28 protein-coding genes are annotated in these 25536 nt (G+C 72.4%); 8 read left to right on the top strand and 20 right to left on the bottom strand.

The window, feature by feature from the left end:
* The 5 genes from ADJ73_RS13490 to ADJ73_RS13510 are packed head-to-tail and all read right to left on the bottom strand — an operon-like array spanning position 1 to position 3506.
* The gene (locus ADJ73_RS13490) at positions 1-678 is read right to left on the bottom strand and encodes an endonuclease/exonuclease/phosphatase family protein (RefSeq protein WP_050348691.1); all 678 of its coding nucleotides are present in this window, start codon (positions 676-678) and stop codon (positions 1-3) included.
* Entirely contained in the window at positions 675-1673 is a 999-nt protein-coding gene (locus tag ADJ73_RS13495; protein WP_050348692.1) for an ROK family glucokinase, read from the bottom strand. The genes ADJ73_RS13490 and ADJ73_RS13495 overlap by 4 nt, the downstream gene beginning before the upstream one ends.
* Positions 1670-2656 (bottom strand): ROK family glucokinase, encoded by a 987-nt coding sequence (locus ADJ73_RS13500; RefSeq protein ID WP_050348693.1) that lies wholly within the window; start codon positions 2654-2656, stop codon positions 1670-1672. Before ADJ73_RS13500 ends, ADJ73_RS13495 begins: the two co-directional genes overlap by 4 nt.
* On the bottom strand, positions 2653-3066 hold the full coding sequence (locus ADJ73_RS13505; RefSeq protein WP_050348694.1) for a hypothetical protein: 414 nt from the start codon (positions 3064-3066) through the stop codon (positions 2653-2655). Before ADJ73_RS13505 ends, ADJ73_RS13500 begins: the two co-directional genes overlap by 4 nt.
* Positions 3066-3506, bottom strand: coding sequence for an SRPBCC family protein (locus ADJ73_RS13510; RefSeq protein WP_050348695.1), 441 nt, complete (start codon positions 3504-3506; stop codon positions 3066-3068). Before ADJ73_RS13510 ends, ADJ73_RS13505 begins: the two co-directional genes overlap by 1 nt.
* A 139-nt stretch (positions 3507-3645) precedes the next feature.
* On the opposite strand from ADJ73_RS13510, the gene ADJ73_RS13515 reads away from it, so the two are divergent.
* Entirely contained in the window at positions 3646-5445 is a 1800-nt protein-coding gene (locus tag ADJ73_RS13515) for an AMP-dependent synthetase/ligase (RefSeq protein WP_050348696.1), read from the top strand.
* Positions 5446-5447: 2 nt separating this feature from the next.
* Here ADJ73_RS13515 and ADJ73_RS17210 read toward each other — a convergent pair whose 3' ends face one another.
* Entirely contained in the window at positions 5448-6797 is a 1350-nt protein-coding gene (locus tag ADJ73_RS17210) for a hypothetical protein (protein ID WP_050348697.1), read from the bottom strand.
* Between the two features lie 24 nt (positions 6798-6821).
* Positions 6822-7055: a hypothetical protein gene (locus ADJ73_RS13525; RefSeq protein WP_050348698.1), complete on the bottom strand. Its 234-nt coding sequence runs from the start codon at positions 7053-7055 to the stop codon at positions 6822-6824.
* Between the two features lie 172 nt (positions 7056-7227).
* On the opposite strand from ADJ73_RS13525, the gene ADJ73_RS13530 reads away from it, so the two are divergent.
* Positions 7228-9036 (top strand): DEDD exonuclease domain-containing protein, encoded by a 1809-nt coding sequence (locus ADJ73_RS13530; RefSeq protein WP_082177005.1) that lies wholly within the window; start codon positions 7228-7230, stop codon positions 9034-9036.
* Entirely contained in the window at positions 9033-9314 is a 282-nt protein-coding gene (locus tag ADJ73_RS13535; RefSeq protein ID WP_050348699.1) for an Lrp/AsnC family transcriptional regulator, read from the top strand. Before ADJ73_RS13530 ends, ADJ73_RS13535 begins: the two co-directional genes overlap by 4 nt.
* A gap of 75 nt (positions 9315-9389) precedes the next feature.
* Here the strand turns inward: ADJ73_RS13535 and trpD are convergent, their stop codons facing one another.
* A complete protein-coding gene (gene trpD, locus ADJ73_RS13540) occupies positions 9390-10469 on the bottom strand; it encodes an anthranilate phosphoribosyltransferase (protein ID WP_050348700.1) in 1080 nt (359 codons plus the stop codon).
* On the bottom strand, positions 10466-10909 hold the full coding sequence (locus ADJ73_RS13545; RefSeq protein ID WP_050348701.1) for a response regulator transcription factor: 444 nt from the start codon (positions 10907-10909) through the stop codon (positions 10466-10468). Before ADJ73_RS13545 ends, trpD begins: the two co-directional genes overlap by 4 nt.
* A 116-nt stretch (positions 10910-11025) precedes the next feature.
* Between ADJ73_RS13545 and ctaE the strand changes: the two genes are divergently transcribed.
* From ctaE to ADJ73_RS13570, 5 genes are all read left to right on the top strand, one after another.
* Positions 11026-11694, top strand: a complete 669-nt coding sequence (ctaE, locus tag ADJ73_RS13550) for an aa3-type cytochrome oxidase subunit III (RefSeq protein WP_082177007.1) — start codon at positions 11026-11028, stop codon at positions 11692-11694.
* 77 nt (positions 11695-11771) lie between these two features.
* On the top strand, positions 11772-12557 hold the full coding sequence (qcrC, locus tag ADJ73_RS13555) for a cytochrome bc1 complex diheme cytochrome c subunit (RefSeq protein WP_050348703.1): 786 nt from the start codon (positions 11772-11774) through the stop codon (positions 12555-12557).
* A 50-nt stretch (positions 12558-12607) separates the two neighbouring features.
* A complete protein-coding gene (qcrA, locus tag ADJ73_RS13560) occupies positions 12608-13681 on the top strand; it encodes a cytochrome bc1 complex Rieske iron-sulfur subunit (RefSeq protein WP_253272585.1) in 1074 nt (357 codons plus the stop codon).
* On the top strand, positions 13681-15402 hold the full coding sequence (gene qcrB / locus ADJ73_RS13565) for a cytochrome bc1 complex cytochrome b subunit (protein ID WP_050348705.1): 1722 nt from the start codon (positions 13681-13683) through the stop codon (positions 15400-15402). The genes qcrA and qcrB overlap by 1 nt, the downstream gene beginning before the upstream one ends.
* A gap of 156 nt (positions 15403-15558) precedes the next feature.
* Positions 15559-15912: a metallopeptidase family protein gene (locus ADJ73_RS13570; RefSeq protein WP_050348706.1), complete on the top strand. Its 354-nt coding sequence runs from the start codon at positions 15559-15561 to the stop codon at positions 15910-15912.
* 14 nt (positions 15913-15926) lie between these two features.
* Here the strand turns inward: ADJ73_RS13570 and ADJ73_RS13575 are convergent, their stop codons facing one another.
* The 11 genes from ADJ73_RS13575 to def all read right to left on the bottom strand — a co-directional run bounded on the left by ADJ73_RS13575 (position 15927) and on the right by def (position 25518).
* On the bottom strand, positions 15927-16415 hold the full coding sequence (locus ADJ73_RS13575; protein WP_050348707.1) for a MarR family winged helix-turn-helix transcriptional regulator: 489 nt from the start codon (positions 16413-16415) through the stop codon (positions 15927-15929).
* Positions 16412-16777 (bottom strand): darcynin family protein, encoded by a 366-nt coding sequence (locus tag ADJ73_RS13580; RefSeq protein WP_050348708.1) that lies wholly within the window; start codon positions 16775-16777, stop codon positions 16412-16414. Before ADJ73_RS13580 ends, ADJ73_RS13575 begins: the two co-directional genes overlap by 4 nt.
* Positions 16778-16818: 41 nt before the next feature.
* Positions 16819-18069: a L,D-transpeptidase gene (locus ADJ73_RS13585; RefSeq protein WP_050348709.1), complete on the bottom strand. Its 1251-nt coding sequence runs from the start codon at positions 18067-18069 to the stop codon at positions 16819-16821.
* A 181-nt stretch (positions 18070-18250) separates the two neighbouring features.
* The gene (locus tag ADJ73_RS13590) at positions 18251-18655 is read right to left on the bottom strand and encodes a cytochrome c oxidase subunit 4 (RefSeq protein WP_050348710.1); all 405 of its coding nucleotides are present in this window, start codon (positions 18653-18655) and stop codon (positions 18251-18253) included.
* Position 18656: 1 nt separating this feature from the next.
* Positions 18657-20414: an aa3-type cytochrome oxidase subunit I gene (gene ctaD / locus ADJ73_RS13595; RefSeq protein WP_050348711.1), complete on the bottom strand. Its 1758-nt coding sequence runs from the start codon at positions 20412-20414 to the stop codon at positions 18657-18659.
* Positions 20414-21313: an aa3-type cytochrome oxidase subunit II gene (gene ctaC, locus ADJ73_RS13600; RefSeq protein WP_441293935.1), complete on the bottom strand. Its 900-nt coding sequence runs from the start codon at positions 21311-21313 to the stop codon at positions 20414-20416. The genes ctaD and ctaC overlap by 1 nt, the downstream gene beginning before the upstream one ends.
* Before the next feature lie 123 nt (positions 21314-21436).
* Positions 21437-22132 carry a leucyl/phenylalanyl-tRNA--protein transferase gene (aat, locus tag ADJ73_RS13605; RefSeq protein WP_050348713.1) on the bottom strand — a complete coding sequence of 232 codons (696 nt, stop codon included), beginning with the start codon at positions 22130-22132 and terminating at the stop codon, positions 21437-21439.
* A complete protein-coding gene (locus tag ADJ73_RS13610; RefSeq protein ID WP_050348714.1) occupies positions 22129-23109 on the bottom strand; it encodes a carbohydrate kinase family protein in 981 nt (326 codons plus the stop codon). The genes aat and ADJ73_RS13610 overlap by 4 nt, the downstream gene beginning before the upstream one ends.
* A 101-nt stretch (positions 23110-23210) precedes the next feature.
* Positions 23211-23591 carry a HesB/IscA family protein gene (locus tag ADJ73_RS13615; RefSeq protein ID WP_050348715.1) on the bottom strand — a complete coding sequence of 127 codons (381 nt, stop codon included), beginning with the start codon at positions 23589-23591 and terminating at the stop codon, positions 23211-23213.
* A gap of 107 nt (positions 23592-23698) precedes the next feature.
* On the bottom strand, positions 23699-24856 hold the full coding sequence (locus tag ADJ73_RS13620) for a glycerate kinase (protein WP_050348716.1): 1158 nt from the start codon (positions 24854-24856) through the stop codon (positions 23699-23701).
* Positions 24857-24867: 11 nt separating this feature from the next.
* Positions 24868-25518 (bottom strand): peptide deformylase, encoded by a 651-nt coding sequence (gene def / locus ADJ73_RS13625; RefSeq protein WP_050348717.1) that lies wholly within the window; start codon positions 25516-25518, stop codon positions 24868-24870.
* Positions 25519-25536 lie beyond the last annotated feature (18 nt).

Consider the following 25536-nt stretch of genomic DNA (forward strand, 5'->3'; position numbering starts at 1 on the left):
TCAGGGCGCGTCGACCTCCACGTCCACCCACACGGGCAGGTGGTCCGAGGCCTGCCGCAGGATCTGCGCACCCGGCTCCAGCGCGGGCGGCGGCCCGGGCACGCGCCGGACGCCACGGCCCCACACCACGTCCAGGCGCTCCTGGGGCGCCCAGGACGGATAGGTCGGCGCCGGGTCCGACAACAGCTGCAGCCGGCTCGCGATCGTCTCCCAGCTCGGGGACCCCGCGCCCTCGTTGAGGTCGCCGGCGAGCACCACGGAGCCGGCCGCGGGCAACGCGGCCAGGATCTGGTGCGTATGCCGCAGCCGCTGCCCCGCGAACAACCCGAGGTGCACGCTCACCGCCGTCACCGGTGGCCCGTCCGCGAGGCGGCCCCGCAGGACGGCATACCCGCGGGTGCGCTGCCCGGCGGGGACCGGCAGGCCGTGGTGGCTGACGGCCTCCACCGTGATGCGCTCGGACACCATGACGGTGGTCCCGCCGGAGCCGCGGTGCCCGCCCGGCCAGCGCAGCCCCGCCTCGGTCGCGAAGCGCCGCACCCGCGGCGCCGGCCACCACCGCCGGGGCACCTCCTGCAGCAGGAGCACGTCCGGGGCCACCGCACGCACCACGGCGGCCGCGGCGCGACGGTCGTCCAGGAAGTCCCGGGTGTTGTAGCTCGCGACCCGGATGGTCACCCGGCGCCCGACCCGTCGGGCGCCCCCGCGCGCACCGCGGTGCGCGCCAGGTCGGCCGCGCCGATGAGGCCGGCCTCGTTGCCGAGGCGGGCCTGCACGATCCGGGCCATCGGGCGGTAGCCCCGGCCCGTGAGCTCCCGGGCGAAGGTCTCCCGCGCCGGCTGCAGCAGCAGGTCACCCGCCGCGCTGACCCCGCCGCCGATGACGAAGGTCCCGGGGTCGAAGGCCGCGGCCAGGTTGGCCAGGCCCGTGCCCAGCCAGCGCCCGATGTCGGCGATGAGCTCCACGCACGTCTGGTCGCCGTCCTGCGCCGCCTCGGTGATCATCGGCCCGGTCAGCGTGTCCTCCTCGCCGCCGAGGCGGGCGAGCAGGTCGTGGGCCAGCGGCGAGTTGGCGAGGAGCAGGCTGCGGGCCTCGCGGACCAGGGCGTTGCCCGAGGCGTACTGCTCCCAGCAGCCACGGTTGCCGCACTCGCAGCGGTGACCGCCCGGGACCACCATCATGTGGCCGTACTCCCCCGCGACGCCGTAGCGGCCGCGCTGCACCCGCCCGTCGGTGACCAGCGCGCCGCCGATGCCCGTCCCCAGGGTGATCATCATCAGGTGGCTCTCGTCCTGCCCCGCCCCGAAGCGGTGCTCGGCCCACCCGGCGGCGTTGGCGTCGTTGTCGACGTAGACCGGGGCGGCCACGCGCGACGCCAGGCGCTCGCGCAGCGGCTCGTGGCGCCAGGACAGGTGCGGGGCGAAGAGGACCGTGGCGCGGTCCACCGACACCCACCCGGCGGCACCGATGCCGACGGCCGCCACGGAACCGCCGGGGACCTCGGCCAGCAGGTCGTCGATGACCGCGACGATTGTGTCCTCCACCACCGCCGGGCTCTTGCTGCGGTGCGGGGTGTCGCGGCGTGCCCGGTGCACGATGGTGCCGGTGTCGTCGAGCACGCCGCCGGCGACCTTGGTGCCACCGATGTCGATGCCGATCGCGAGGTCGCTCATGCGTCGGTGGCCTGGTGGCCGGCCTCGTCACCTCCCCCGCAGAACGCCTCGGCCGCGATCGCCGCCGCGCCGATCATGCCGGCGTCGTTGCCGAGCCTCGCGGGCACGAAGCTGGCCTGCGGTCGGTGACCACGCGCCGTCAGGTGACGGGCGTAGGCGTGCCGTGCGGGGTCGAGCAGCAGGTCCCCCGCCTCGACGACCCCGCCGCCGACCACGATCATCTCCGGGTCCAGGATCGCCGTCATGCTGGCGCACCCCTCCCCGAGCCACCGGCCGAGGTCCTCGAGGAGCTCGATGCACGCCAGGTCGCCCTTGCCGGCCAGCTCGGTGATCGCCTGCCCCTTGAGGTCCTTGGGCCGGCCGCCGCACGCGTCGCGCAGGCGGGACGCGTGCGGGGTGCCGGAGGCCACGAGCTCCTTGGCGGCCCGCAGCAGGGCGCTGCCCGAGGCGTACATCTCCCAGCAGCCGCGGTTGCCGCAGCCGCACTGCGGGCCACCGGGCACCACCCGCATGTGGCCGATCTCCGCCGCGAAGCCATAGGCCCCCCGCAGCAGCCGCTGGTCCAGGATGATGCCGCCGCCGATGCCGGTGCCGACGGTCACGAGCAGCATGTCGTCGCTGTCCTTGCCCGCGCCGTAGCGGAACTCCCCCCAGGCCGCGGCGTTGGCGTCGTTGTCCAGGATCACCGGCAGGTCGACCAGCGACTCCATGCGCTGCTTCATCGGCTCGTCCTGCATGCCGAGGTTGGTGCCGTAGACCACGTGCGCCCCCGACTTGTCCACGAAGCCGGCCACCGCCATGCCCACGCCCTCGACCTGATGGTGCTGCGCCAGCTCGCGGACCAGGTCGGCCGAGGCGCTCGCCACGGACTCGGCGCTCGGGATGCCGGTCTCGCGGCGGGCCCGCCCGACGACGACGCCGTCCGTCACGACCGCCCCTGCGATCTTGGTGCCACCGACGTCCAGTCCGATGGTCGTCGTCATGAGGTCTCCTCCGTCGCTGGGTCGGGGTGGGTGGTCGGGCCGTCGGCACGAGCATGCTCGTCCGTATGCCGCCGCACGACGCCGGCCAGGTCCTGCATCACGCGGCCCACCGCTGTGACGCCGCGGCCGAGCTCCTCGAGCAGGTCGGGAGCCGCGGCGTGGGCGAAGCGGCTGGCGCGGCATACGACGCAGGTCTGCGGCCCGGACCGGCCGTTGTCGTGATGCTCGTGGTTGGCGTACTCAGCGTGCGGAGCGGGATCGACGTTCTCGAGGCTCTCGCGCTCAGCGGGCTCGGCGTGCTCGCTCGCCGCGCGGGGCGTCCCACCGGTGCCCCACGCGTCGCGCAGCGCCTCCTTGAGGCGTTGCGCCTCCTGCGCCACGTCGGTGGAGGGTTCGCGCTCCCCGACCATCAGGACTCGACGCGGGAGGTGAGACCGGCCAGCGCGCCGTCGATGATGCGCTGCTCCGCCTTGCGCCGGACCGCGCCGAGCATCGGCAGGCGCGCGTCGACGGACAGGGCATAGGTGACCTCGGTCCCGGCGTCCACCGCGGTCAGGGTGTAGGACCCGTCCATGGCCTTGAGGACCCCGCCCTCCACCAGCGACCACGACACGACGCCGGTGCCGTCCTCGTCGACGTCCCACCGGTAGTCCAGCGTGTAGGTGTCCTTGATCGGGCCCGCCTCGAGGCGGAACCTCACCTGCTCCGCCCACCCGTCGTCCTCGGTCAGCACCTCGACGGCGGTGAACTCGGGGTTCCAGGTGGGGTAGGCCGCGACGTCGGCGATGACGTCCAGCACGGCGGCGGGCGGGGCGGCGATGACGGTGCTCGACTCGGTGCGCTGGGCCATGGGGCCAGACTAGCCCGCGGTCGCGATGCGTGTGGGCCCGACCACATCGGCCCGGCACCGCGGGCACCACCTGGTTACTCTCGCGTAACCTCCCGTCGGCGATAGCCTGCAGCCGGCACCCCTCGACCCAGGAGCTCACGTGGATGTGACGAGCACGCCGATCATCGTCCCGGCCCCCACCGAGGGCAACCTGGCCGGGTTGGTCTCGCGCAACGCCGCCCGGCACCCCGACCGGGTCGTCTTCGCCCGGCGGGTCGACGGGCAGTGGCGCGACGTGACCTCGGCGCAGTGGCGGGACGAGGTGTTCGCGCTGGCCAAGGGCCTGGTGCACGCCGGTGTCCAGCCTGGTGACCGGGTCGGCATCCTGGCCGCCACCCGCTACGAGTGGACGCTCACCGACTTCGCGCTGTGGACGGCCGGCGCCGTGGGCGTGCCGATCTACGAGACCAGCAGCGCCGAGCAGGTCGCCTGGATCCTGCAGGACGCGGGCTGCGTGGGCGTCGTGGTCGAGCGCCCCGAGCACGCCGACCGCGTCGCGGGGGTCCGCGACCGGTTGCCGGAGCTGCGTGACGTGTGGGTCATGGATGCCGGCGACCTCGACGAGCTGGCCGCGGAGGGGGCCTCGGTCCAGGACGACACGATCAGGGCGCGTGCGGCGCTGGCGGGCCCGTCCGACCTTGCCACGATCATCTACACCTCCGGCACCACCGGGCGCCCCAAGGGGGTCGAGCTCACCCACAGCAACTTCATGGCGCTGTCGGACAACACCCGCCACCACCTGCCCGAGGTGGTGGCGGACGCGAGCACGCTGATGTTCCTGCCGCTCGCGCACGTCTTCGCGCGGCTGATCCAGGTGCTCGTCGTCGACTACGGCCTCAGGGTCGGGCACAGCCCATCGATCAAGAACCTCCTGGACGACCTCGCCGGCTTCCGCCCCACGTTCCTGCTCGTGGTGCCGCGCGTGCTCGAGAAGATCTACGTCGGCGCCGAGCAGAAGGCCGAGGCCGGGCGCACCAACAAGGTCTTCCACGCCGCGGCCCGCACCGCGATCGCCTACAGCCGCGCCCTGGACACTGGCCGCGTCCCCCTCGCACTGCGGGCGCAGCACGCGCTCTACGACCGGCTCGTCTACGCCCGCCTGCGCGCAGCCATGGGAGGGCGCGTGAAGTATGCCGTGTCCGGCGGCGCCCCGCTGGGTCCCCGCCTGACGCACTTCTTCCGCGGCATCGGGGTCACGGTGCTCGAGGGCTACGGGCTGACGGAGACGACCGCTCCCATGGCGGTCAACACGGTGTCGGGCCTGAAGGTGGGCACGGTGGGGCGGCCCATGCCGGGCGTGGAGGTGGCCGTCGCCGAGGACGGCGAGCTGCTCACGCGAGGCATCAACGTCTTCCGGGGCTACCACGGCAACCCCGAGGCGACGCGGGAGGCCTTCGTCGACGGGTGGTTCCGCACCGGTGACCTGGGCGCCATCGACGACTCCGGCCACGTGCGGATCACCGGTCGCAAGAAGGAGATCATCGTCACCGCCGGCGGCAAGAACGTCGCCCCCGCCGTGCTCGAGGACCGGTTGCGCGCCAACCCGATCGTCTCGCAGTGCGTGGTGGTCGGTGACCACCGGCCCTTCATCGCCGCGCTGGTCACCCTCGACGAGGAGATGTGGCCCGGCTGGGCGGCCCGGCACGGCCTGGACGGGGTGGCCTTCGCCGACGCGGCGGAGCACCCGCGCGTGCAGCGCGAGCTCGAGGCCGCGGTGGCCCACGCCAACGAGGCGGTCTCGCGGGCCGAGTCGATCCGCAAGGTGAAGGTGCTCGACACCGACTTCACCGAGGCCAACGGTTACCTGACGCCGTCGCTGAAGGTGAAGCGACACCTCGTGCTGACGGACTTCGCCAAGCAGGTCGACGCGGTCTACGGCGGCCCGGTCGAGCGGGAGTGAGGTCAGCGCGCGAGGTCGCGCAGCCGCTGCTGCCAGCCCGCCAGGAGCTCGTCCGGCGTCGTGCCCAGCCGTGACCACGCCTGCTCGGCCGGCATCCCCGAGCCGAGATCACGGTAGAACCGCGTGACCGCCGGCTCCCCCCGCGTCGCGACGAGGTGCTCGACGACCAGCCACGCCTCGTCGTAGGCGCCCGAGGTCACCTCCTGCCCGAACCGGCCGTCGCCCGGAAGCGTGCTCGGCACCCGGCCCTGCCGGACCGTCGCGAGCAGCTCCGGCGCCGCCTTGCGCGGGTCGACGTCCAGCCCCGCGTAGGACACGTGCACGGCATACCCCTCCGACAGCCACTGAGGGACCGCGTGGGTGGTGGAGGCCCGGACGAGCAGGTGCGTCAGCTCGTGCGTGAGGATGATGCGTCGGCCCTGCTCGCCGAGGCGGGGCCAGCTGGCGGGGTTGATGACGACGCGGTCGCCCCGCGCGACCCGGCCGGTCTGCAGCAGGCCCGAGGTCACGGCCCCGACCTCGGCGGAACGCGCCGCGTCCCGCCCCGTCAGCGCCGCGAACTCCGCCGTCGTGGCCGGCACGACCACCACCGGCGGCCGGGCCCCGGAGCCCCAGCTGCGCTCCACGGTGCGCCGAGCCGCCCCCAGGGCTGAGGCGTAGTCGTCCAGCCGGCGGGCGTCGGCGCTCCCGGCGACCAGGCCGTCAGGGGTCGCCCGCACACCGACCCGCGGCAGGTCGAAGAGCTGGCGGGCGGTGCCGGGGTCGTCGTCGTCCACGAGCAGCCAGGACGTGCCGGAGTGCCGCACGGTGAGTCGCAGCGGATAGCTGGCGACCTCGGCGTCGTAGCCCCGGAGCGCCCACCGGCCGATCACGTCGACCACGAGCGTGCCGGGCGGGGTCGTCGAGCGGGCTGAATCGGAGGAGACAGTGGTGGCGGTGGTGGTGCTGGTGGTGGAGGTAGAGGACGTGGCGGTGGTGGCGGGAGTGGTTGCAGTGGGGGTCGTGGTGGCGGTGGGGCCGACCACCTGGAAACCCACCCGTTCGACCGGCAGCACCTGCGTCGCGGCGAGCACTCGCCGCTGCCGGTCCCGGTAGGCCGAGGCCGCCGGGTCGAGGTCGGCCAACCAGCCCTGCTCGTCACCGCGGGCGGCCGCGGCGGCCCGGCGGTCCAGCACCTCCTGGAGGCCGGCGAGGGGTGCGGTGCTCGCCCGGCTCGGCGCGGCAGGTCTCGCGGGCTGCGTCGGGAACCAGGCCGTGAGGGCTGCGACGACCGCCACGACCAGGCCTCCTGCCACGGCGGCAGCCACCGCGAAGGGCCGCCAGCGGTGGCCGGTGGATCGGGCGCCCCTCATGGGCCACACCCTAGCGACCGCGGGTCACCCGGCCCGGGACGCGGCGACGGGCGTCAGGGGCAGCGCCCGCGCAGGCTCGAGGCGGGCGCGCAGGCCACGGGCCTGGTCCCGGCCGAGCAGCCCGGCCCCGACGAACTCGGCCACGACGGCTGACTCCCGGGGGTCCAGCGCCACGGACGGGCCGTCGACCAGCGCGCTCACCATGCAGTCACGACAGGCGTCACCCCGGGCGGGGCAGGTGCGGCACTCCAGCAGCATGGGTCTCTCCTTCGCTCGGTGCTCCCGCGACCCCGCCCTCGCCGGGCGGCGGGTCCGGGGCGGTCGACCCGACCGGGCCGACGTGGAGGACGCTACGGACGACCACTGACACACCCCCTGCGAGAGGCGTCCTGCCGGGGGTCTGTCGGTGCTCCGCCCTAGTGTCTGGCCCATGAGCTCGACCTCCCTGATCGCCGCGACCCGGCACCGCTCCCCCTCCGGGGCCACCGCGGTGCAGGGCACCTTCGACGAGCTGGGCCCGACGCTGGCGGAGACGACCTTCGTCGTCGTCGACCTGGAGACGACCGGCGGCAGCCCCGCGACCAGCGCCATCACCGAGATCGGCGCCGTCAAGGTGCGCGGCGGCGTCGAGCTCGGGGAGTTCCAGACCCTGGTCAACCCCGCCTCACGGATCCCGGCCTTCATCTCGGTCCTGACCGGCATCACCGACGCGATGGTGGCCGACGCCCCGAGCATCCGGGAGGTGCTGCCCGCGTTCCTGGAGTTCGCCGGCGACGCGGTCCTCGTGGCCCACAACGCGCGCTTCGACGTCGGCTTCCTCCGCTCCGCCGCCGAGCGGCAGGGCCTGCCGTGGCACGAGCCGGTGGTGCTGGACACCGTCCACCTCGCCCGCCAGCTCGTGTCCCGCGACGAGGTCCCCAACCACAAGCTCGGCACCCTGGCCGCGCTCTTCTCCACACGCACGACCCCCGACCACCGCGCCCTGCACGACGCGCGTGCCACCGTCGACGTCCTGCACGCCCTGATCGGCCGCGTCGGCAACCAGGGCGTCACCACGCTCGCGGAGCTGCGCACCTTCACCTCCCGGGTGACGCCCGCGCAGCGTCGCAAGCGCCACCTCGCCGACGGCCTGCCCACGGGGCCCGGCGTCTACGTCTTCCGCGACGGCCACGGGCGGGCGCTCTACGTCGGCACCTCCCACGACATCCGGTCGCGCGTGCGGACCTACTTCACCGCCTCGGAGCGCCGCAGCCGCATGGCCGAGATGGTGGGGCTCGCCGAGTCCGTCACCCCGATCGTGTGCGCCACCCGCCTCGAGGCGCAGGTCCGCGAGCTGCGCCTCATCGCCCAGCACCAGCCCCGCTACAACCGACGCTCGCGCCACCCCGACAAGGTGGTGTGGGTCAAGCTGACCGACGAGCCGTTCCCCCGCCTGTCGCTCGTGCGCGAGGTGCGCGACGACGCGGCCACCTACTGCGGCCCGTTCACCTCCCGGGCCGCTGCCGAGGACGCCGTCGCCGCCATCCACGAGGCGCTCCCGCTCCGTCGCTGCACCACCCGTCTCGGGCTGCGGCCACGCGGCACGGCCTGCGCGCTCGCGGAGCTGGGTCGCTGCGGCGCCCCGTGCACCGGGCAGCAGTCCCGCGACGACTACGCCGTGGTCGTCGCCGCGGCCCGGGCGGTGCTGCGCGACGACAGCCGTCATGTCGTGGGCCGGCTGGAGGAGCGGATGGCCCGCCTGTCCGCCGACGAGCGGTTCGAGGAGGCGGTGACGGTCCGCGACCGTCTGATGGCGCTCGTCCGAGGGGCGCGTCGCGCCCAGCGGCTCGACCCGCTGGCCGGGACCCGCGAGGTCGTCGCGGCTCGTCGGGTCGTCACCGGCGGCTGGGAGGTGGTGTGCGTCCGTCACGGGCGCCTCGCCGGCACGACGACGACACCACCGGGCGCCGACCCGATGCCCCACATCGCGGCCCTGCGCCAGAGCGCCGAGGACGTGCCCGCCCCTCCTCCCGGGAGGCGCGCCGCCTCGGCGGAGGAGATGGAGCTGGTGCTGCGGTGGCTCGAGGGGGACGACGTCCGGCTCGTCGAGCTGGACGGCCGGTGGAACTGCCCCACCGGCGGCGCCGAGGGCGCCCACGCCCGGCTCGAGCCCAAGGCGACGGCGGCCCGCGACTTCCACGCGGACGCCCCGTGGCCCAGGGTCCCGGGGCTGCCGACGCGCACTAGGCTGGGCGCATGATCTCCGCCATCGTGCTCATCAACGTCGACGTCGACCGCATCCCCGAGGTCGCGGAGGCCATCGCCGACCTCGACGGCGTGACCGAGGTCTACTCCGTCACGGGGGGCGCCGACCTCATCGCCATGGTGCGGGTGCAGCAGCACGAGGAGTTCGCCGACGTCATCGCCGATCGCTTGAGCAAGGTCGACGGCGTCCAGTCGACGCAGACGCACATCGCGTTCCGCACCTACTCCAAGCACGACCTGGAGGCGGCCTTCAGCCTGGGTTTCGACGGCTGACGCCTGGCCGGCGCCCAGTGCGCCGGCAGAACCGCGGGCCGACGACCACGAGCACGGGCCCGGGCCCGCCAGCCCTCACCCTCGAGCTGAGGTGGAGGCGACCCAGCGTTGCAGGACGGCCGCTGCGGCCCCGCTGTCCAAGGCTCGCCGTGCGGCCGCGACACCGGCGTCGACCTGCTCGACCCACGGCTGGTCCCCTGCGCTCTCCGAGCCGGCCACGGCCAGCGCCATCCCGGCGTTGAGCAGCACCGCGTCCCGGACCGGGCCGGCCTCCCCGGCCAGCACCGACCGCACGACGCCGGCGTTGTGGGGGGCATCGCCTCCCACCAGGGTCGACAGCTCGTGCCGCGCGAAGCCCAGGTCCGCAGGGTCCAACGTGTGCTCCGTCACGCCACCGTCCGCCACCCACCACACCGACGTCGTGGTCGACACGGTGACCTCGTCGAGGCCGTCGTCCCCGCGGAAGACCGCAGCCCTGGCCCCCCGGCCGGCGAAGACACCGGCCATGAGGGGCGCCATACGGGCATCGGCGCAGCCGACCGCGGCGAAGGTGGGCCGGGCCGGGTTGGTGAGCGGGCCGAGGAAGTTGAAGGCGGTGCCGACACCCAGCTCACGCCGCGGGACCGCCGCGTTGGCCATCGACGGGTGGAAGGCGTTGGCGAAGCAGAAGGTGATCCCCGCCTCGTGCGCGACCTCCGCGACGGCCTCGGGCGGCAGGGTCAGCGACACCCCGAGCGCCTCGAGGACGTCCGCCGAGCCCGACCGGGAGGAGGAGGCGCGGTTGCCGTGCTTGACGACCCGCACCCCCGCCCCTGCCACGACGAGGGCGGACATGGTGGAGATGTTGACCGTGTTGGCGCGGTCACCGCCCGTCCCCACGATGTCCAGGGTCTCCCCCGGCACCGTGATCGCGCGGGCGTGGGCGAGCATCTCGTCCGCCAGGCCGCGCATCTCGTCGGCGCTCTCCCCCTTGACCCGCAGCGCCATGAGGAAGCCGCCGGCCTGCGCCGGGGTGGCCGCCCCCGACATGATCTGGTCCATCGCCCAGCGAGCCTCGTCGACGGACAGGTCCTGGCCCGCGACGAGGCTGCTCAGGACCCCCGGCCAGCTGCTGGCCGTCGGGGCGGGCGTCGGCGCCGCCGGGTCGCCGGTCACGCCGGAGCGTGCTGCCGCTGCCGGCGCACCAGCTCGCATACGCCCGTCGCCAGCGCCAGCGGGTCGAGCGGCTGCGGCACGGCGAGGTCGGCCTGAGACCAGGCGGCCAGCCAGCTGTCCTGGGGGCGTCCGGTGAGCACCAGGATCGGGGGGCAGTCGTAGATCTCGTTCTTCATCTGCCGGGCCAGACCCATGCCGCCCACCTTGGCGGCCTCGCCGTCGAGGATGAGCAGGTCGAAGGAGCCGTTCTCGGCGTCACGCAGCGCCATCTCGCCGGTGGCGACCTCGTGCCAGGCCTCGATGGAGACGTCCCTGGCCGGGCGCCGACCCACGGCGAGCCGCACCTTGTCGCGGGTCGTCGAGTCGTCGGAGTAGAGCAGGACCCGCAGTCCGCGCGGTGCCCCCGGGTCGCTGGTGCTGGCAGTGTGGCTGGCGCTCATGGCGCCGATCTTAGCCCGCACGCGCCCCGGTCTCGGCCGGAGCCGGCCCGTGCCGGGTCCCCGTCCTACGGCGGCGCGACATTCCACGGCGCCGTTGTTGGGCAAGAGTCCGCGTTATGGGGCAAGATGGCCGGGTGTCGACTGCATCCGCTGTGCAACCCAGCCCTCATCACCACGCCGCGCTAGGCCCGGCCACGCGCCCCAACCTCGTGTCCGTGGGCACGATCGTGTGGCTCTCCAGCGAGCTCATGTTCTTCGCGGGCCTGTTCGCGATGTACTTCACGATCCGCGGCGTCGTGCCGGAGCAGTGGGCCGCCGAGACGCCCAAGCACAACGTGCTCTTCGCCGGAGTCAACACGCTGATCCTGGTGATTTCCTCGGTGTGGTGCCAGCTCGGCGTGATGAAGGCCGAGCAGGGGCAGGCCGGGCGCACCGGCTCGCTGCTGCAGGTCGGCCGCTGGGGCATGCGCGAGTGGTACGTCCTCACCTACATCTTCGGAGCCATCTTCGTCTCCGGCCAGGCGTGGGAATACGCCAAGCTGTGCAGCGAGGGCATCACGCTCTCCTCCAACGGCTACGGCTCGGTCTTCTACATGACCACCGGCTTCCACGCCATCCACGTGACCGGTGGCCTCATCGCCTTCCTGCTGATCATCGCGCGGAGCTTCACGGCCCGCCGCTACACCCACGCCCAGGCGGCCGGCGCGATCGTCACCTCCTACTACTGGCACTTCGTCGACGTCGTGTGGATCGCCCTCTTCGCGGTGATCTACCTCCTCAAGTGAGCCCGGCACACCCGGTGCGCACCGACACGCAGACCAGCAGCACCCGCCCCTTGACCGTCGACGACAGGACAACCCCCGTGAACCGGTTGGCAGCCCGGCGCAGGCACCCGGCAACCCTCTTCGTGCTCATCCTGGCCATGCTCCTCACGCTCGGCACGGCCTACGCCGTGGCCCGACCGCAGGGCGCCACTGCGTCGGCGACCGCGAGCTCGGCCCAGGACGTCGAGGAGGGCAAGAAGCTGTTCCTCGCCAACTGCGCCAGCTGCCACGGCCTCAACGCCGAGGGCGGCCCCAACGCGCCGACGCTGGCCGGTGTCGGCGCCGCGTCGGTCGACTTCCAGGTCGGCACCGGGCGGATGCCCCTGGCGGCGCCGGGCGTGCAGGCGATGCGCAAGGACGTGCAGTTCACCGACGAGCAGATCAAGCAGATGGCCGCGTATGTCGCGAGCCTGGGCAACGGCCCGGCCATCCCCTCCGAGGAGCTGACCAACGGTGGCGGCGACGCGGCCAAGGGCGGCGAGATCTACCGCGTCAACTGCGCCATGTGCCACAACGCCGTCGGCGCGGGCGGCGCCCTGACCCGTGGCAAGTTCGCCCCGACCCTGCGCGGCGTCGAGGGCAAGCACATCTACGAGGCCATGATCACCGGCCCGCAGTCGATGCCGGTGTTCTCCGACGCCAACCTCTCCCCCGAGGCCAAGCGCGACGTCATCACCTTCCTGCAGCACATGGACCGCGAGGAGAACCCCGGCGGCTTCTCCCTCGGCGCGCTCGGCCCGGTGCCCGAGGGCCTGCTCGCCTGGACCCTCGGCATCGGCCTGATGATCCTGGCGGCCATCTGGCTCGGCAAGAAGGCGGCCTGACGATGAGCGACCACCCCACCCACTCCCGTCCTGATGGGGAGCCACACGGCATGACTGATTCCACCGAGTTCGGCAAGGGCGCGGTGCGCCTCGACCAGGGCCACGTCGTCGGCGACGGCGGCATCCCCGAGCGCTTCCAGAACCCCGGCCTCCCCCCGCACGTGCACCGGCTGGCGGACGTCGACCCGCGGGCCGCCAAGCGGGCCGAGCGCCAGGTCGCCACCCTCTTCCTGCTGTCGATCCTGGCGACGCTGGCCTTCGTGGTCGCCTACTTCGCCTTCCCCGTGAGCAAGCTGGTCCCGGTGCCCTTTATCGGCCAGGCCAGCCCGTCCCACCTGCTGCTGGGGCTCACGCTCGCCGCCAGCCTGTTCTTCATCGGCGCCGGCGCCGTCCACTGGGCCAAGACGCTCATGCCCGACACCGAGGTGGTCGAGCAGCGGCACCCGCTGCGCAGCTCCGCCGAGGAGCGCGAGGCCTTCACCGAGACCCTGTCCGCCGGCGGCGACGCCGCGCAGATCAACCGTCGACCGCTGATCAAGGCGACCCTCGGCGGCGCCCTCGGCCTCTTCGCCATCCCGCTGGTGCTCCCGGTGATCGGCGGCCTCGGCCCGCTGCCCGGCAACGCCCTGTCCACCACCTTCTGGGACGAGAACCACTGGCCCAAGGGTCGCCGCCCCCGCCTGATGCGTGACCCGGAGATGCTCCCGATCAAGGCCGACGAGGTCACGATCGGGTCCGTCTTCCACGTGCTGCCCGAGGGCATCGACAAGGCCGAGCACCCGCTCGACGAGAAGGGCAAGGCCGCGGTCCTGCTGATGCGGCTCAACCCCGAGGACCTCAAGGTCAAGAAGGCGCGGGACTGGGGCTACCAGGGCATCGTGGCCTACTCCAAGATCTGCACCCACGTCGGGTGCCCGGTCGGCCTGTACGAGCAGCAGACCCACCACCTGCTGTGCCCCTGCCACCAGTCGACCTTCGACGTCACGCAGGACTGCAAGGTCATCTTCGGGCCGGCCCACCGGCCGCTGCCCCAGCTGAAGATCAACGTCGACGACGAGGGCTACCTCGTCGCCGAGTCCGGATTCGCCGAGGCAGTCGGCCCGAGCTTCTGGGAGCGTGGCTGATGAGCACCAGCACTCGTTCGACCAACGACCTGCGCGCCGACGACATCCGCGAGGTCCGCACGCCGCGTCGCTCCGGCGGGGTCGGTGGCGTGGCCAGCTGGGTGGACGACCGCACCGGCGCCGCCAAGGGCCTGCGCTACATGATGGGCAAGGTCTTCCCCGACCACTGGTCCTTCATGCTGGGCGAGGTCGCGATGTACTCCATGATCATCTGCCTGATCACCGGGGTCTTCCTCACCATGTGGTTCGTCCCGAGCGCCGGGCACGTCGAGTACGACGGGTCCTACGTCCCGCTCAAGGGCATCCACATGTCCGAGGCCTACCGCTCGACGCTCAACATCTCCTTCGACGTCCGCGGCGGTCTGCTGATCCGCCAGATCCACCACTGGGCGGCGCTGCTCTTCGTCGTGGCCATCGTGTGCCACATGTTCCGGGTGTTCTTCACCGGCGCCTTCCGCAAGCCGCGTGAGATCAACTGGGTCATCGGCTCGCTGCTGGCGATGCTGGCCCTGGTCGAGGGCTTCGCCGGCTACTCGCTGCCCGACGACCTGCTCTCGGGCACCGGTCTGCGCGCCGCGCAGGGCTTCATGCTGACGATCCCCGTCATCGGGTCCTACTTCGTCTACTTCCTCTTCGGCGGGACCTTCCCCGGCGAGGCCATCATCCCGCGGCTCTTCGCCGCCCACGTGCTGCTGCTCCCGGCCATCATGGTCGGCCTGCTCGCGGCGCACCTGGTGCTGGTCATGGTCCACAAGCACACGCAGTACCCCGGGCCCGGCCGCACCAACGACAACGTCGTGGGCTACCCGCTGATGCCGGTCTACACCGCGAAGGCGGGCGGCTTCTTCTTCATCGTCTTCGGCATCATCGCGCTCATCTCGAGCCTGTTCACGATCAACGCGATCTGGAACTACGGCCCCTACGAGCCCACCCAGGTCACCGCCGGCTCCCAGCCGGACTGGTACATGGGCTTCGCCGACGGCGCGCTGCGCCTGATGCCGGGCCAGACCGAGGTGTCCTTCGGCGGCTTCACGTTCACCTACGGCATCCTCATCGGCTCGCTGCTGCTGCTGCCGCTGGTCTACACCCTGCTGGGCGCCTACCCCTTCTTCGAGCGGTGGATCACCGGTGACCAGCGGGAGCACCACCTGCTGCAGCGGCCGCGCAACGCCCCCACCCGCACGGCGATCGGCATGGCCGCGATCAGCGCCTACACGGTCCTGTGGGCCGCGGCCGGCAACGACCTGATCGCGACGCACCTGCACCTGTCGATCAACGACATCACGCACACCTTCCAGGTGGCCTTCTTCGTGCTGCCGATCATCGCGTTCATCACCACCAAGCGGATCTGCATCGCGCTGCAGCGTCGGGACCGCGAGCTGGTGCTGCACGGACGGGAGACGGGCCAGATCATCCGCACCGCCGAGGGCCGCTTCTACGAGCAGCACCAGGACCTGGATCCCTACACCCGGTGGACCCTGGTGCAGCACGAGCGGGACACCCCCCTCGAGCTGGGGCCGGCCACGGACGCCCACGGCATCCCGCGGCCGGGCACCACGTCCGACAAGCGGCGCGCGCGCCTGTCGCGCTGGTTCTTCCAGGACGACGTGCCCGCGGTGACGCCCGCCGAGCTGGCGGCCGCCCACCACGACGGCGCCGGCCACGAGGCCATCGAGGCCAGCCCGGACGCCACCGAGACGTCCGGAGCCACGCGCCACTGACGCCGGCCGCCTCGCTGGGCCCGTTGTCGCCATACCGGCGTTGACGGGCCCAGCGGCGTCCCTGGCGGGTCCTGCGCCTGCCGTGACCGGCCGTGGTCCCTGCCGGGTGGGTGGGCCCCCCAGACGCCGTGCAGGCCGCTGTGGCAGCCTGGGAGCATGCCCGTGACCATCGACGACGCTGCCTTCGACGAGGCCGTCAGCGATGCGCTGGACGCCGTGCCGCCCGAGCTGATGGCCCTGCTCGACAACGTCGTCTTCCTCGCCGAGGCCGAGCCGCCGGCGGACGGGCCGGAGCTGCTGGGCCTGTATGTCGGGGTGCCGCTCACCGAGCGCGGGTGGGGCTCGGCGGGGTTGCTGCCCGACCGCATCTATCTCTTCCGCGGTCCCCTGTCCCGCCACTGCGACGACCTGGACGAGCTCCGGGACGAGATCACGGTGACCGTGGTGCACGAGATCGCGCACCACTTCGGCATCGACGACGAGCGGCTGCACTCCATGGGTTGGGGCTGATGGGCTGGGGCAGGTCAGGTCCGCTCCCCTGGAGCCCCCGCCTGGACGACCTCGGTCAGGGCGCGCAGCACGGCAGCAGCCTGCGCCAGGGCCCCCGGATCAACGCCGGTCGTCGACAGCTCGCCGATGAGCTGGAGGGCGGCCCTGCGGAGGCCGGCGGCGGCCTCCTCGCCCGCAGGCGTCAGGACGAGCAGCGTGGCACGGGCATCACCCGGGTCGGGCCGGCGAGCGACCAGGCCCGCCCGCTGCAGGGTGCTCGCCTGCTTGGTGACCACGGTGCGGTCCACGCCGACCCGGGCGGCCACCTGCGCCGCCGAGGCCGGACCCGAGAGGAGGGCGGTGAGGATCGGATAGGTGCCGTCGCTCAGACGCACCGGGGACGCGCCCTGGAGCCGCTGGTACACGCCCTCACGGAAGCGCCGCACCAGCAGGGGCGTCAGGGCATCGAGGAGGTCGACCACCGCAGGATCGTCGGCGGCGCGCACCCGAGGGTCCCTGGTCATGCCGGCCGTCCTTGGTCGTGCCCAGCGTCCTCCAGCGTCCGCTCGTGGTCCTCGTAGGCGTCCTCGGCCCCGACGACGAGCGACTCGAGCCGGAAGTAGGGCACCGCGAAGAGAGCGCTGTCCCGGAGGGCCTCCCACAGGTGGTGCCAGCTGCGCAGGTCGTCGGTCTCGACCAGGACGACGTCGCTGCAGGTGGCCGTCATGGCTTCCGCGTCCAGCCACCGCACCGAGCAGTCCGCGTGGGCAGACAGGGCGGGCTGGACCTGGGCGGCGATCACGTCGCGACGCTGCGCGCGGGACAACGCGAGCCAGACCGGCAGGGCGGTGAGCTGCACCACGGCCACGAGGTGGAGGGACGACATACGTGCATCATGCACGCGTATTCTGTCGTCGCGCAAGACCGTCAGCGCAAGGCGCTCTTCTTCGTCCAGTCGGCATAGGAGTACTGCCACGCGGTGATGCCCTCGCCATCGCGAAAGGCGCGGTCGGACCCGGTGAACTCGACCACGTCCCCGACCATGGAGCTCTGGAACATCCAGCTGGCGTTGGCCATGCTCATGTTGGTGCAGCCGTGGGAGACGTTGCGCCTGCCCTGCGCCCACTGCGACCACGGCGCGGCGTGCAGGAACTCCCCCGTCGTGGTGACACGCATGTTCCACTCGGTGTCGAGCTTGTAGTACTCCGGGTGGCCCTTGGGGATGCCTACCGTGGCCGAGTCCATGGTCATGTGACCGACCTTCTCCATGATCACCTTGGTCCCCGACCGGGTGGTGAAGCCGTCCTTGCCCGTGGTGACCGGGATGGTCCGCACGACCTGTCCGTCGCGCACGACGGTCATCTGGTGGGTCTTCATGTCGACCTTGCTGATCTGGGACCGCCCGATCGTGAAGGTCTCGCTGTCGTCACGGCCGACCCACTTGCCCTCGCCGGTCTGCAGGCCCGCCAGCTGCGCCTCCACCGTGACCTTCGTCCCCGGCTTCCAGTAGCTCTCCGGGCGCCACATGAGCCGGCGGTCGCTCAGCCAGCCCCAGGACCCGGTGGTCGCGGGCTCGGTCGTCACCTTCAGGTGCTTCTCCACCTCGGCCCGCTGCTGCGGCGTGGCCACCGATGAGCTGAAGGTGACCATGGCCGGCATCCCGACCCCCACGACGTCGTCCATGGGTGCGAGGACGTACTTCGCCACCGTCGTCGGGCGCACGGTCGTGAAGCGGCTCGTGGCGGTCTTCGCCGCGCCGTCCTGGCCCTTGACCTCGGCGGAGACGGTGTAGGACGTGGCCGGCCGCAGCCGCCGCGCCGGGCGCCAGGTGTCGCCGTCCAGGCGTCCCTCCACCTCGGCCCCGGCCTCGTCCCGGACCGTGACCGCGGCGAGGTTGCCGCCGGCCGACCGGACGCTCACCGTGGCGGCCGGGTCCACCCCCTTGGCTCCCTGGGCGGGGACAAAGTCCACCGTCGGGGCCGTCGCGGTCGAGGGCGTGGGGTCGGCCGGGGCGCTCGAGCCGGCGCTGGAGCTGGAGCCGGCGGGCGCCGCGCTGCGCGTGGCGGTCGACCCCTGGTCACGGGCGGCCGGCGCCTGGACGCTGCAGCCGGCGACCACGAGCGCCACGGTGAGGCCGAGGCCCCACGGGGCTGCGTGGGCAGACGAGTTGGACGGCATGGTGAGGTCCCCCGAGAGTGATGCGCTGACGTTGGAAACACGTTATCGGGAACCCCTCGCATCAACCAACGACTGCAACGATGTGTGGCCTAATCGTCACACTCCGTCAGAATGTGCGTCGGTGGACAGCGGCGGGCCCCGATGACAGGACGTCATCGGGGCCCGCAACGTTGCACGTCGGTCAGACGGCGTGCTCACCGTGGAAGAACTCGAAGACCCAGCCGATCAAGCCGATGACGGCGAGAGCGGCGGAGATGAAGAACATCCACCACCCGACCGCCAGCCCCATGAAGAGCAGCGCGCCGGCGCCGGCCAGCATGATCGGCCACCAGGACTTCGGCGCGAAGAAGCCGTAGTCGCCCTCGGCGTCCGCGATCTCGCCGCGCGGGTTGTCCTCCGGCCCCACCCCGGGCAGCCGCTTGAGGGTCGCCTGCAGGTAGAACGCCGTCATCCACATCATCGGGACCAGCAGGTAGAGCGCCACGACCCCGACGGGCTCGCTCCAGCCGGTGACGAAGCCGTAGACCGTCGCCACGGGCAGGAAGAAGAACCCGACGATGGCGAAGAGCTTCACAGCGGTGCGCATGTCAGCGGCCGTCCTCTCGCTGGCTGGTGGTGGAGGTGGCGCCCTCGGCCCGGTGACGGGAGCCCAGGCGGTCCAGGGTGGCCGGGTCCGCGGTCGGGTGGGTGCCCTCGGAGTCCGGGTGGTGCAGGTCCCAGGCCGGGCGCTCGGAGCGGATCCGCGGGATGCTGTCGAAGTTGTGGCGCGGCGGCGGGCAGGACGTCGCCCACTCCAGCGAACCGCCGTAGCCCCACGGGTCGTCGACGAGCACCTTGGGCGCCTTGCGCTCGGTGATCCAGACGTTGTAGAGGAAGGGCAGCATCGACAGGGACAGGATCACCGCGAAGACCGTGGAGATCTGGTTGTAGAGCTGGAAGCCGTCCTCCGGCAGGTAGTCGGCGTAACGGCGGGGCATGCCCTCGACGCCGAGCCAGTGCTGGATGAGGAACGTGCCGTGGAAGCCGACGAAGAGCAGCCAGAAGTGGATCTTGCCGAGCCGCTCGTCGAGCATCTTGCCGGTGATCTTGGGCCACCAGAAGTAGAGGCCGGCGAACATCGAGAAGACGACCGTGCCGAAGACCGTGTAGTGGAAGTGCGCCACCACGAAGTAGGAGTCGGACAGGTGGAAGTCCATGGCCGGGCTGGCCAGGATCACGCCGGTGAGGCCGCCGAAGCAGAAGGTCACGATGAAGCCGATGGCCCAGATCATGGGCGTGTCGAAGCTGAGCGACCCGCCCCACATGGTGCCGATCCAGTTGAAGAACTTCACGCCCGTCGGGACGGCGATGAGCATGGTCATCACCGAGAAGAAGGGCAGCAGGACCTGGCCGGTGACGTACATGTGGTGGGCCCACACGGACATCGACAGCGCCGCGATCGCGACGGTCGCGAAGATCAGCGTCTTGTAGCCGAAGATCGGCTTGCGCGAGAAGACCGGGATGACCTCGCTGATGATGCCGAAGAACGGCAGCGCGATGATGTAGACCTCGGGGTGGCCGAAGAACCAGAAGAGGTGCTGCCACAGCACGGGTCCACCGTTGGCGGGGTCGAAGATGTGGGCGCCGAACTTGCGGTCGGCCCCCAGCGCGAAGAGCGCGGCCGCCAGGACCGGGAAGACCATGATGACGAGCATCGAGGTCACCAGGACGGTCCAGGTGAAGACCGGCATGCGGAACATCGTCATGCCGGGGGCGCGCATGCACAGGATCGTGGTGATGAAGTTGACCGCACCGAGGATGGTGCCGAAACCACCGAGCGCGAGACCGAAGACCCACAGGTCACCGCCCAGGCCGGGCGAGTAGGTGGCGTCGGACAGCGGCGCGTAGGCGAACCAGCCGAAGGAAGCCGCGCCGTTGGGGGTCAGGAAGCCGAAGGCGGCGACGAGACCGCCGAAGAGGTACATCCAGTAGGCCAGCGCGTTGAGCCGCGGGAAGGCGACGTCCGGCGCGCCGATCTGCAGCGGGACCAGCGCGTTGGCGAAGCCGGCGAACAGCGGCGTCGCGAAGAGCAGCAGCATGATCGTGCCGTGCATGGTGAAGAGCTGGTTGAACTGCTCGGGGTTGTCCACGATCTGCAGGCCGGGCTCGAAGAGCTCCAGGCGGATCAGCAGCGCCATCAGGCCACCGAGCATGAAGAACGCGATGGTGGTGACGAAGTAGAGGTTGCCGATCTTCTTGTGATCGGTCGTGGTCAGGACGTCGGCGATCTGCCGCCCCAGGGTCTTCTTGCGGTGCGGGCGGCCGGGGGCCTGCGCCTCACGCTGCGGTGCGGTTGCGGTAGCCATCAGTTGCTGCTCCCCTGCGTGGTCGGGATCTTGGCCTGCTCCGTGGGCTCGACCTTCTCGCGGCTGAGGCCGTTGGGGAGCTGACCGGAGTTGCCCTGCGCCTTCAGGGCGGAGATGTACTTGTCGTAGTCCTCCTGCGAGACGACCTTCACGTTGAAGAGCATCTGGGAGTGGTAGGCGCCGCACAGCTCGGCGCACTTGCCCTTGTAGTCGCCCTCGCGGTCCGTCACGACCTGGAACTTGTTGACCCGCCCGGGGATCATGTCGAGCTTCTGCTGGAAGGCCGGCACCCAGAAGGAGTGGATGACGTCCCGGCTCGTGAGCACGAACTCCACCCGCTTGTGGACGGGAAGCACCAACGTGGGCAGACCCGCCTCGGCGCCGGGCTTGCCGTTGAGGTGCGCCTGCTCCCCGGCGACGTAGGTGTTGGCCTCGACGTAGTTGAAGTCCCAGCTCCACTGCTTGCCCACCGCGTTGACGGTGACGTCCGGCTTCTTGGAGGTGTCCAGCAGCGCGGCCTCGTCACGGGCGGTGTAGTAGAACAGCACGCCCACCATGAGGATCGGCACGACCGTGTAGAAGATCTCGACCGGCACGTTGTAGCGCAGCTGCGCCGGGTAGCCGGTGTCGGACGGGCGGCGGCGGAAGCGGACCATGCAGAAGACCGTCAGGCCCCACACGACGCACCCCACGGCGAGGGCGACGATCCAGGTCCACACCCACAGGCTCTCGATGCGCGCCGTGGAGGTCGTCGCGCCACGCGGCAGGAAGCCACGCCCGGCGGCCTCGCTGCAGCCGCTCAGGACGGTGGTGAGCGCCACGAGCGAGGCGGCGCCGACGAGGGCGCGCACCCGCTGGGTCGCTCGGGGGGAGTCATCGTGCCTGCGCAACAGACGCACCTTCCGACATGGTGAAGCACATACAGGGGACGGACAGCAGCACCTTACCCCCTGGGTGGCCCGGCGTGCCTCTTCGCGCGCGCCCGTCGCGCGGTCGCGTCGCGAGGCGTATGCCGTGCCCCCTCAGCGCCATACGTCGGGGAGGGGGGTGTGCAGCAGCCGGGGCAGCCGCGCCGTGTAGGTGTCGCGGGAGACCTCGCTCACACCGAGGGTCGCGAGGTGGTCGGTGCGCCACTGCACGTCGACCAGCCGGTCGCCTCCGTCGGCCCGCACCTGCGGCAGGTCGGCCGCGAGCAGCTCGACGAGCGCCACGAGCGCGACCTTGGAGGCGTCCGTGACGTGGTGGAACATCGACTCCCCCGCGAACAACCCGCCGACCGCGATGCCGTAGAGGCCACCCACCAGCCGGCCGTCGAGCCAGGTCTCGACCGAGTGCGCCCACCCGAGGCGGTGGAGATCGGCATACGCGCGAGTGATCCCCGGGGTGATCCAGGCCCCCTCCCGGCGGGGGTCGGCGCAGGCCGCGACGACCTCGGCGAAGGCCGTGTCCACCCGCACCTCGAAGCCGCGGCGGGCACGCCGCAGCGACCGCGACACGCGCAGCCCGTCCAGCTCGAGCACCCCGCGCGGGTCCGGCGACCACCAGCCGAGCGGCGGCCCGCCCGCGGTGCCGAGCCCCATGGGGAAGAGCCCCCGGCGGTAGGCCTGCAGCACGGTACCCGGCGTCAGGTCCGCCCCGACGCCGACCAGGTCCTCGCCCGGGGTCGCGCCGCCGAGGTCCAGGGCCCACCGCGACGGGGCGGGCTCGACCGGGGTCACCGCACGGCGACCGCGGCGGCGATCTCCTGGGCGGCGTGCGGGCCGTACGCCGCGCCCAGGCGGTCGAAGAAGCGGCCGTGGTGGAGGGAGTACTCCTGGGTGCCGGTGGTCTCCAACACGTGCGTCGCCAGCATGGACCCGAGCTGTGCGGACCGCTCGTGGCCGAGGCCGGCGGCGATGCCGGCGAGGAAGCCCGCGCGGAAGGCGTCGCCGACGCCGGTCGGGTCGACGACGGTGTCGGTCAGGGCGGCTGAGATCCGGACCGGCTGGGTGTCGTGGCCGACGATCTCGGCGCCGTCCTTGCCGCGGGTCGTGACGCGGACCCCGACGCGCTCGGTGATCTCGTCGACCGTCCAGCCGGTCTTCTGGGCGGCCAGGTGCAGCTCGTACTCGTTGGTGAACAGGTAGGCGGCGCCGTCGACCAGCGCGCGGATCGGCTCGCCCTCCATGAAGGCCAGCTGCTGGGAGGGGTCGGCGACGAAGGGGATCCCCAGCTCGCGGCAGCGCTGGGTGTGGGCGACCATCCGCTCCGGGTCGCTCGGCGCGATGACCACGAGGTCGACATCGCCGATGCGTCCGCACACGGCGTCCAGGTCGATGTCGCGCCCCTCGACCATCGCCCCGGCGTAGAAGGTGGCCATCTGGGCCAGGTCTCGGTCGGTCGTGCAGATGAACCGCGCGGTGTGCTTGTCCGTCGACACGTGCACGTGCTCGCAGTCGACCCCGTGGTCGGTCAGCCAGCCGCGGTAGTCGTCGAAGTCCCGGCCCACCGCGTCGACGAGGTAGGGCCGCTGCCCGAGGCTGGCGAGCCCGAAGCAGATGTTAGCCGCGACGCCGCCTCGCCGGATGTCGAGGGAGTCGGCCAGGAAGGACACCGAGATCTTGTCGAGCTGCTCCACGAGCAGCGAGTCCGCGAAGCGGCCCTGGAAGGTCAGCAGGTGGTCGGTCGCGATGGACCCCGTCACAACGATGCGCACCGCGACAGCCTAGAGGACGTATGCCGAGGGCCCGCCACCGTGCTGACGGTGGCGGGCCCTCGCGGCTGCGGTCCCGGCCCTGGCGGCCGGGACGGGTCGACTCAGCTGAAGGAGTCGCCGCAGGCGCAGCTGCTGCCGGCGTTGGGGTTGTCGATGGTGAAGCCCTGCTTCTCGATCGTGTCGGCGAAGTCGATCGTCGCGCCGTCGAGGTAGGGGGCGCTCATCCGGTCGACGACGACCTCGACACCGTCGAAGTCGCGGACGAGGTCACCGTCGAGGGTGCGCTCGTCGAAGTAGAGCTGGTAGATCAGGCCGGAGCAGCCGCCGGGCTGCACGCCCACGCGCAGGCGCAGGTCGTCACGGCCCTCCTGCTCGAGGAGGCTCTTGACCTTGGTGGCCGCGACGTCCGTCAGCAGCACGCCGTGAGCAGCCGTGGTGTCCGTGGTCGCCGCGGCGTCCGTGGCTTCGTCCTGGAGGCTCATGGGAGCAGTCCTTCGCGCTCGGGGTCCCGCACAGGCTCGCGGGCTACGAAGGTCAACCTTCGCACATCCGCCGATGTTCCCGGGAATTGACCGCGACCCGGGACAGGTCAGGGCGCCGGGGACCAGGTGTGCGCCACGCGGGCGGTGCGGGCCGCGAGGGTGCCGGCGGGGTCGGCCGTGGCGCGCGGCACCGCCGTCAGGCGGTCGGCGACCGGGTAGATGCCACTGATGCCGATGGCGGCGGTCTCGCGCCTGCCGACCTCGCTGGAGCCGGGGACGACGATGGCCGGGCGGGCGTGCCGCAGCGCGGCCTCCCCCACGGTGGCCACGACGCGGCCCCGGAGGCTGGCCCAGTCCAGGCGTCCCTCGCCCGTGACGACGAGGTCGTGACCGGCGACGGCCTCGTCCAGCCCGAGGACTCCGGCGACCAGGGCGCCGGCCGGCTCCGCGCGGGCGCCGAGCGCCAGGAGGCCGTAACCCACGCCTCCCCCGGCCCCGGACCCGGGCACCTTGTCGAGACGGCGCGGCCTCCCGGTCAGCAGGTCGACGGGCGGGGGCGCCGTCCGCGTCACGACGTCGACGAGACGGCCCAGCAGGGCCTCGAGCTCCTGCGCCTGCGCGGGCCCCGCCCCGCGGTCACCGGCCTGCTGGGCCGACGCGCCCTGCAACCCCAGCAGCGGCAGCTCCTCGGGCGTCGCAAGCACCAGCTCGACCTCGACCAGAGATCGACGCAGGTCCTGCAGCCAGGCACAACCCTCGACCTCAACCTCAGCGACAGCATGGTCGATGCTGGTCGGCGCCGGCCGACCGGCCAGCGCGAGCCACATCCCGAGGCCGCCGTCGTTGGTGAGCAGGTCGCGCACCCCCACCACGACCCGGCGCGCGCCCGCGGCCACGGCCTCGCGGACGAGCTCCCCGACGCCGTAGGACGAGGCGGTGAGGACGTCACGCCCGCCGGGCGGGACGAGGGCCGGGCCGCAGGCCTGCGCCGCCTCGACGTAGGCGGTGAGCCCGCCCGGTCCCGGCGCGAGCAGCAGCTCGGCGGGGACCGGGGCGCCGGCGGGACCGGCGACCGTCGTGACGAGCACCTCGGCGCCGCGGAGCCCGCTCAGCACGCCGACGAAACCCTCGCCGCCGTCGCTCAGCGGCAGCTCCGTCACGTGGTCGTGCGGCGCCCCCGCACGCCAGCCCTCGGCCAGGGCCTCCGCGGCCTGGGCCGCGGTCAGGGTGCCGCGGAACGCGCTGGGTGCGAGCAGGACCCTCATCGTGGGCGGGCTCAGCCTCGCGACGCGGCGGGGGCGTCCCCGGCGGAGCCGCTGCCGTCCTGGTGCGCGTGCTGGTGCTCGACGTGCTCGTCGTGGCCGAAGGGGTCGCGGTCCACGCCGGGCATCCAGGTCAGGCCGGGCACACCCCAGCCGTGGCGCTTGAGCGTCTTCTTGGCCTTGCGGGCCCACCGCCCCTCGAGGCGGTCGACGTAGAGGGTGCCGTTGAGGTGGTCGTACTCGTGCTGCATGCACCGCGCGAACCAGTCGGTCGCGTCGAGCTCCAGACGCACACCGTCCAGGTCCTGGCCCACGACGTGCGCCCGCAGCGGTCGCAGCAGCGGGAAGCCCTCGCCGGGCACCGACAGGCAGCCCTCGACGTCGTCGTGCGGGTCCGGGTCGCCGGACGGGCGGCCGGAGGTCGTCACCACCGGGTTGATCACCACGCCCCGGGCGGGGACGCCGTCCCGGTTGTCCATCTGGTAGGTGAAGATCCGCAGACCCACCCCGATCTGGGGGGCCGCAAGGCCGACGCCGTTGGCCGCGTCCATGGTCTCGAACATGTCCGCCACCAGGGCGCGCAGGTCCTCGTCGAAGTCCGTCACGAGGTCTGCTCGCCGGTGCAGCACGGGCTCGCCATGGATGACGACGGGGCGGACGGTCATGCGGGGTCTCCTTCGCGG

This window comes from Arsenicicoccus sp. oral taxon 190 (genome assembly GCF_001189535.1).
GTDB lineage: Bacteria > Actinomycetota > Actinomycetes > Actinomycetales > Dermatophilaceae > Arsenicicoccus.

Bases quoted from the DNA above. Each gene is read 5' to 3' on its own strand.
- ADJ73_RS13545 (WP_050348701.1), bottom strand. From the start codon at position 10,909: ATGAGCGCCAGCCACACTGCCAGCACCAGCGACCCGGGGGCACCGCGC.
- ADJ73_RS13500 (WP_050348693.1), bottom strand. From the start codon at position 2,656: ATGACGACGACCATCGGACTGGACGTCGGTGGCACCAAGATCGCAGGG.
- ADJ73_RS13615 (WP_050348715.1), bottom strand. From the start codon at position 23,591: ATGAGCCTCCAGGACGAAGCCACGGACGCCGCGGCGACCACGGACACC.
- ADJ73_RS13590 (WP_050348710.1), bottom strand. From the start codon at position 18,655: ATGCGCACCGCTGTGAAGCTCTTCGCCATCGTCGGGTTCTTCTTCCTG.
- qcrB (WP_050348705.1), top strand. From the start codon at position 13,681: ATGAGCACCAGCACTCGTTCGACCAACGACCTGCGCGCCGACGACATC.
- ctaE (WP_082177007.1), top strand. From the start codon at position 11,026: ATGGGGCAAGATGGCCGGGTGTCGACTGCATCCGCTGTGCAACCCAGC.
- ADJ73_RS13575 (WP_050348707.1), bottom strand. From the start codon at position 16,415: ATGACCAGGGACCCTCGGGTGCGCGCCGCCGACGATCCTGCGGTGGTC.
- ADJ73_RS13505 (WP_050348694.1), bottom strand. From the start codon at position 3,066: ATGGTCGGGGAGCGCGAACCCTCCACCGACGTGGCGCAGGAGGCGCAA.
- ADJ73_RS17210 (WP_050348697.1), bottom strand. From the start codon at position 6,797: ATGAGGGGCGCCCGATCCACCGGCCACCGCTGGCGGCCCTTCGCGGTG.
- ADJ73_RS13585 (WP_050348709.1), bottom strand. From the start codon at position 18,069: ATGCCGTCCAACTCGTCTGCCCACGCAGCCCCGTGGGGCCTCGGCCTC.
- ADJ73_RS13580 (WP_050348708.1), bottom strand. From the start codon at position 16,777: ATGTCGTCCCTCCACCTCGTGGCCGTGGTGCAGCTCACCGCCCTGCCG.
- qcrA (WP_253272585.1), top strand. From the start codon at position 12,608: ATGACTGATTCCACCGAGTTCGGCAAGGGCGCGGTGCGCCTCGACCAG.
- def (WP_050348717.1), bottom strand. From the start codon at position 25,518: ATGACCGTCCGCCCCGTCGTCATCCATGGCGAGCCCGTGCTGCACCGG.
- ADJ73_RS13525 (WP_050348698.1), bottom strand. From the start codon at position 7,055: ATGCTGCTGGAGTGCCGCACCTGCCCCGCCCGGGGTGACGCCTGTCGT.
- ADJ73_RS13510 (WP_050348695.1), bottom strand. From the start codon at position 3,506: ATGGCCCAGCGCACCGAGTCGAGCACCGTCATCGCCGCCCCGCCCGCC.
- ADJ73_RS13570 (WP_050348706.1), top strand. From the start codon at position 15,559: ATGCCCGTGACCATCGACGACGCTGCCTTCGACGAGGCCGTCAGCGAT.
- ADJ73_RS13535 (WP_050348699.1), top strand. From the start codon at position 9,033: ATGATCTCCGCCATCGTGCTCATCAACGTCGACGTCGACCGCATCCCC.
- ADJ73_RS13495 (WP_050348692.1), bottom strand. From the start codon at position 1,673: ATGAGCGACCTCGCGATCGGCATCGACATCGGTGGCACCAAGGTCGCC.
- ADJ73_RS13530 (WP_082177005.1), top strand. From the start codon at position 7,228: ATGAGCTCGACCTCCCTGATCGCCGCGACCCGGCACCGCTCCCCCTCC.
- ADJ73_RS13620 (WP_050348716.1), bottom strand. From the start codon at position 24,856: ATGAGGGTCCTGCTCGCACCCAGCGCGTTCCGCGGCACCCTGACCGCG.
- ctaD (WP_050348711.1), bottom strand. From the start codon at position 20,414: ATGGCTACCGCAACCGCACCGCAGCGTGAGGCGCAGGCCCCCGGCCGC.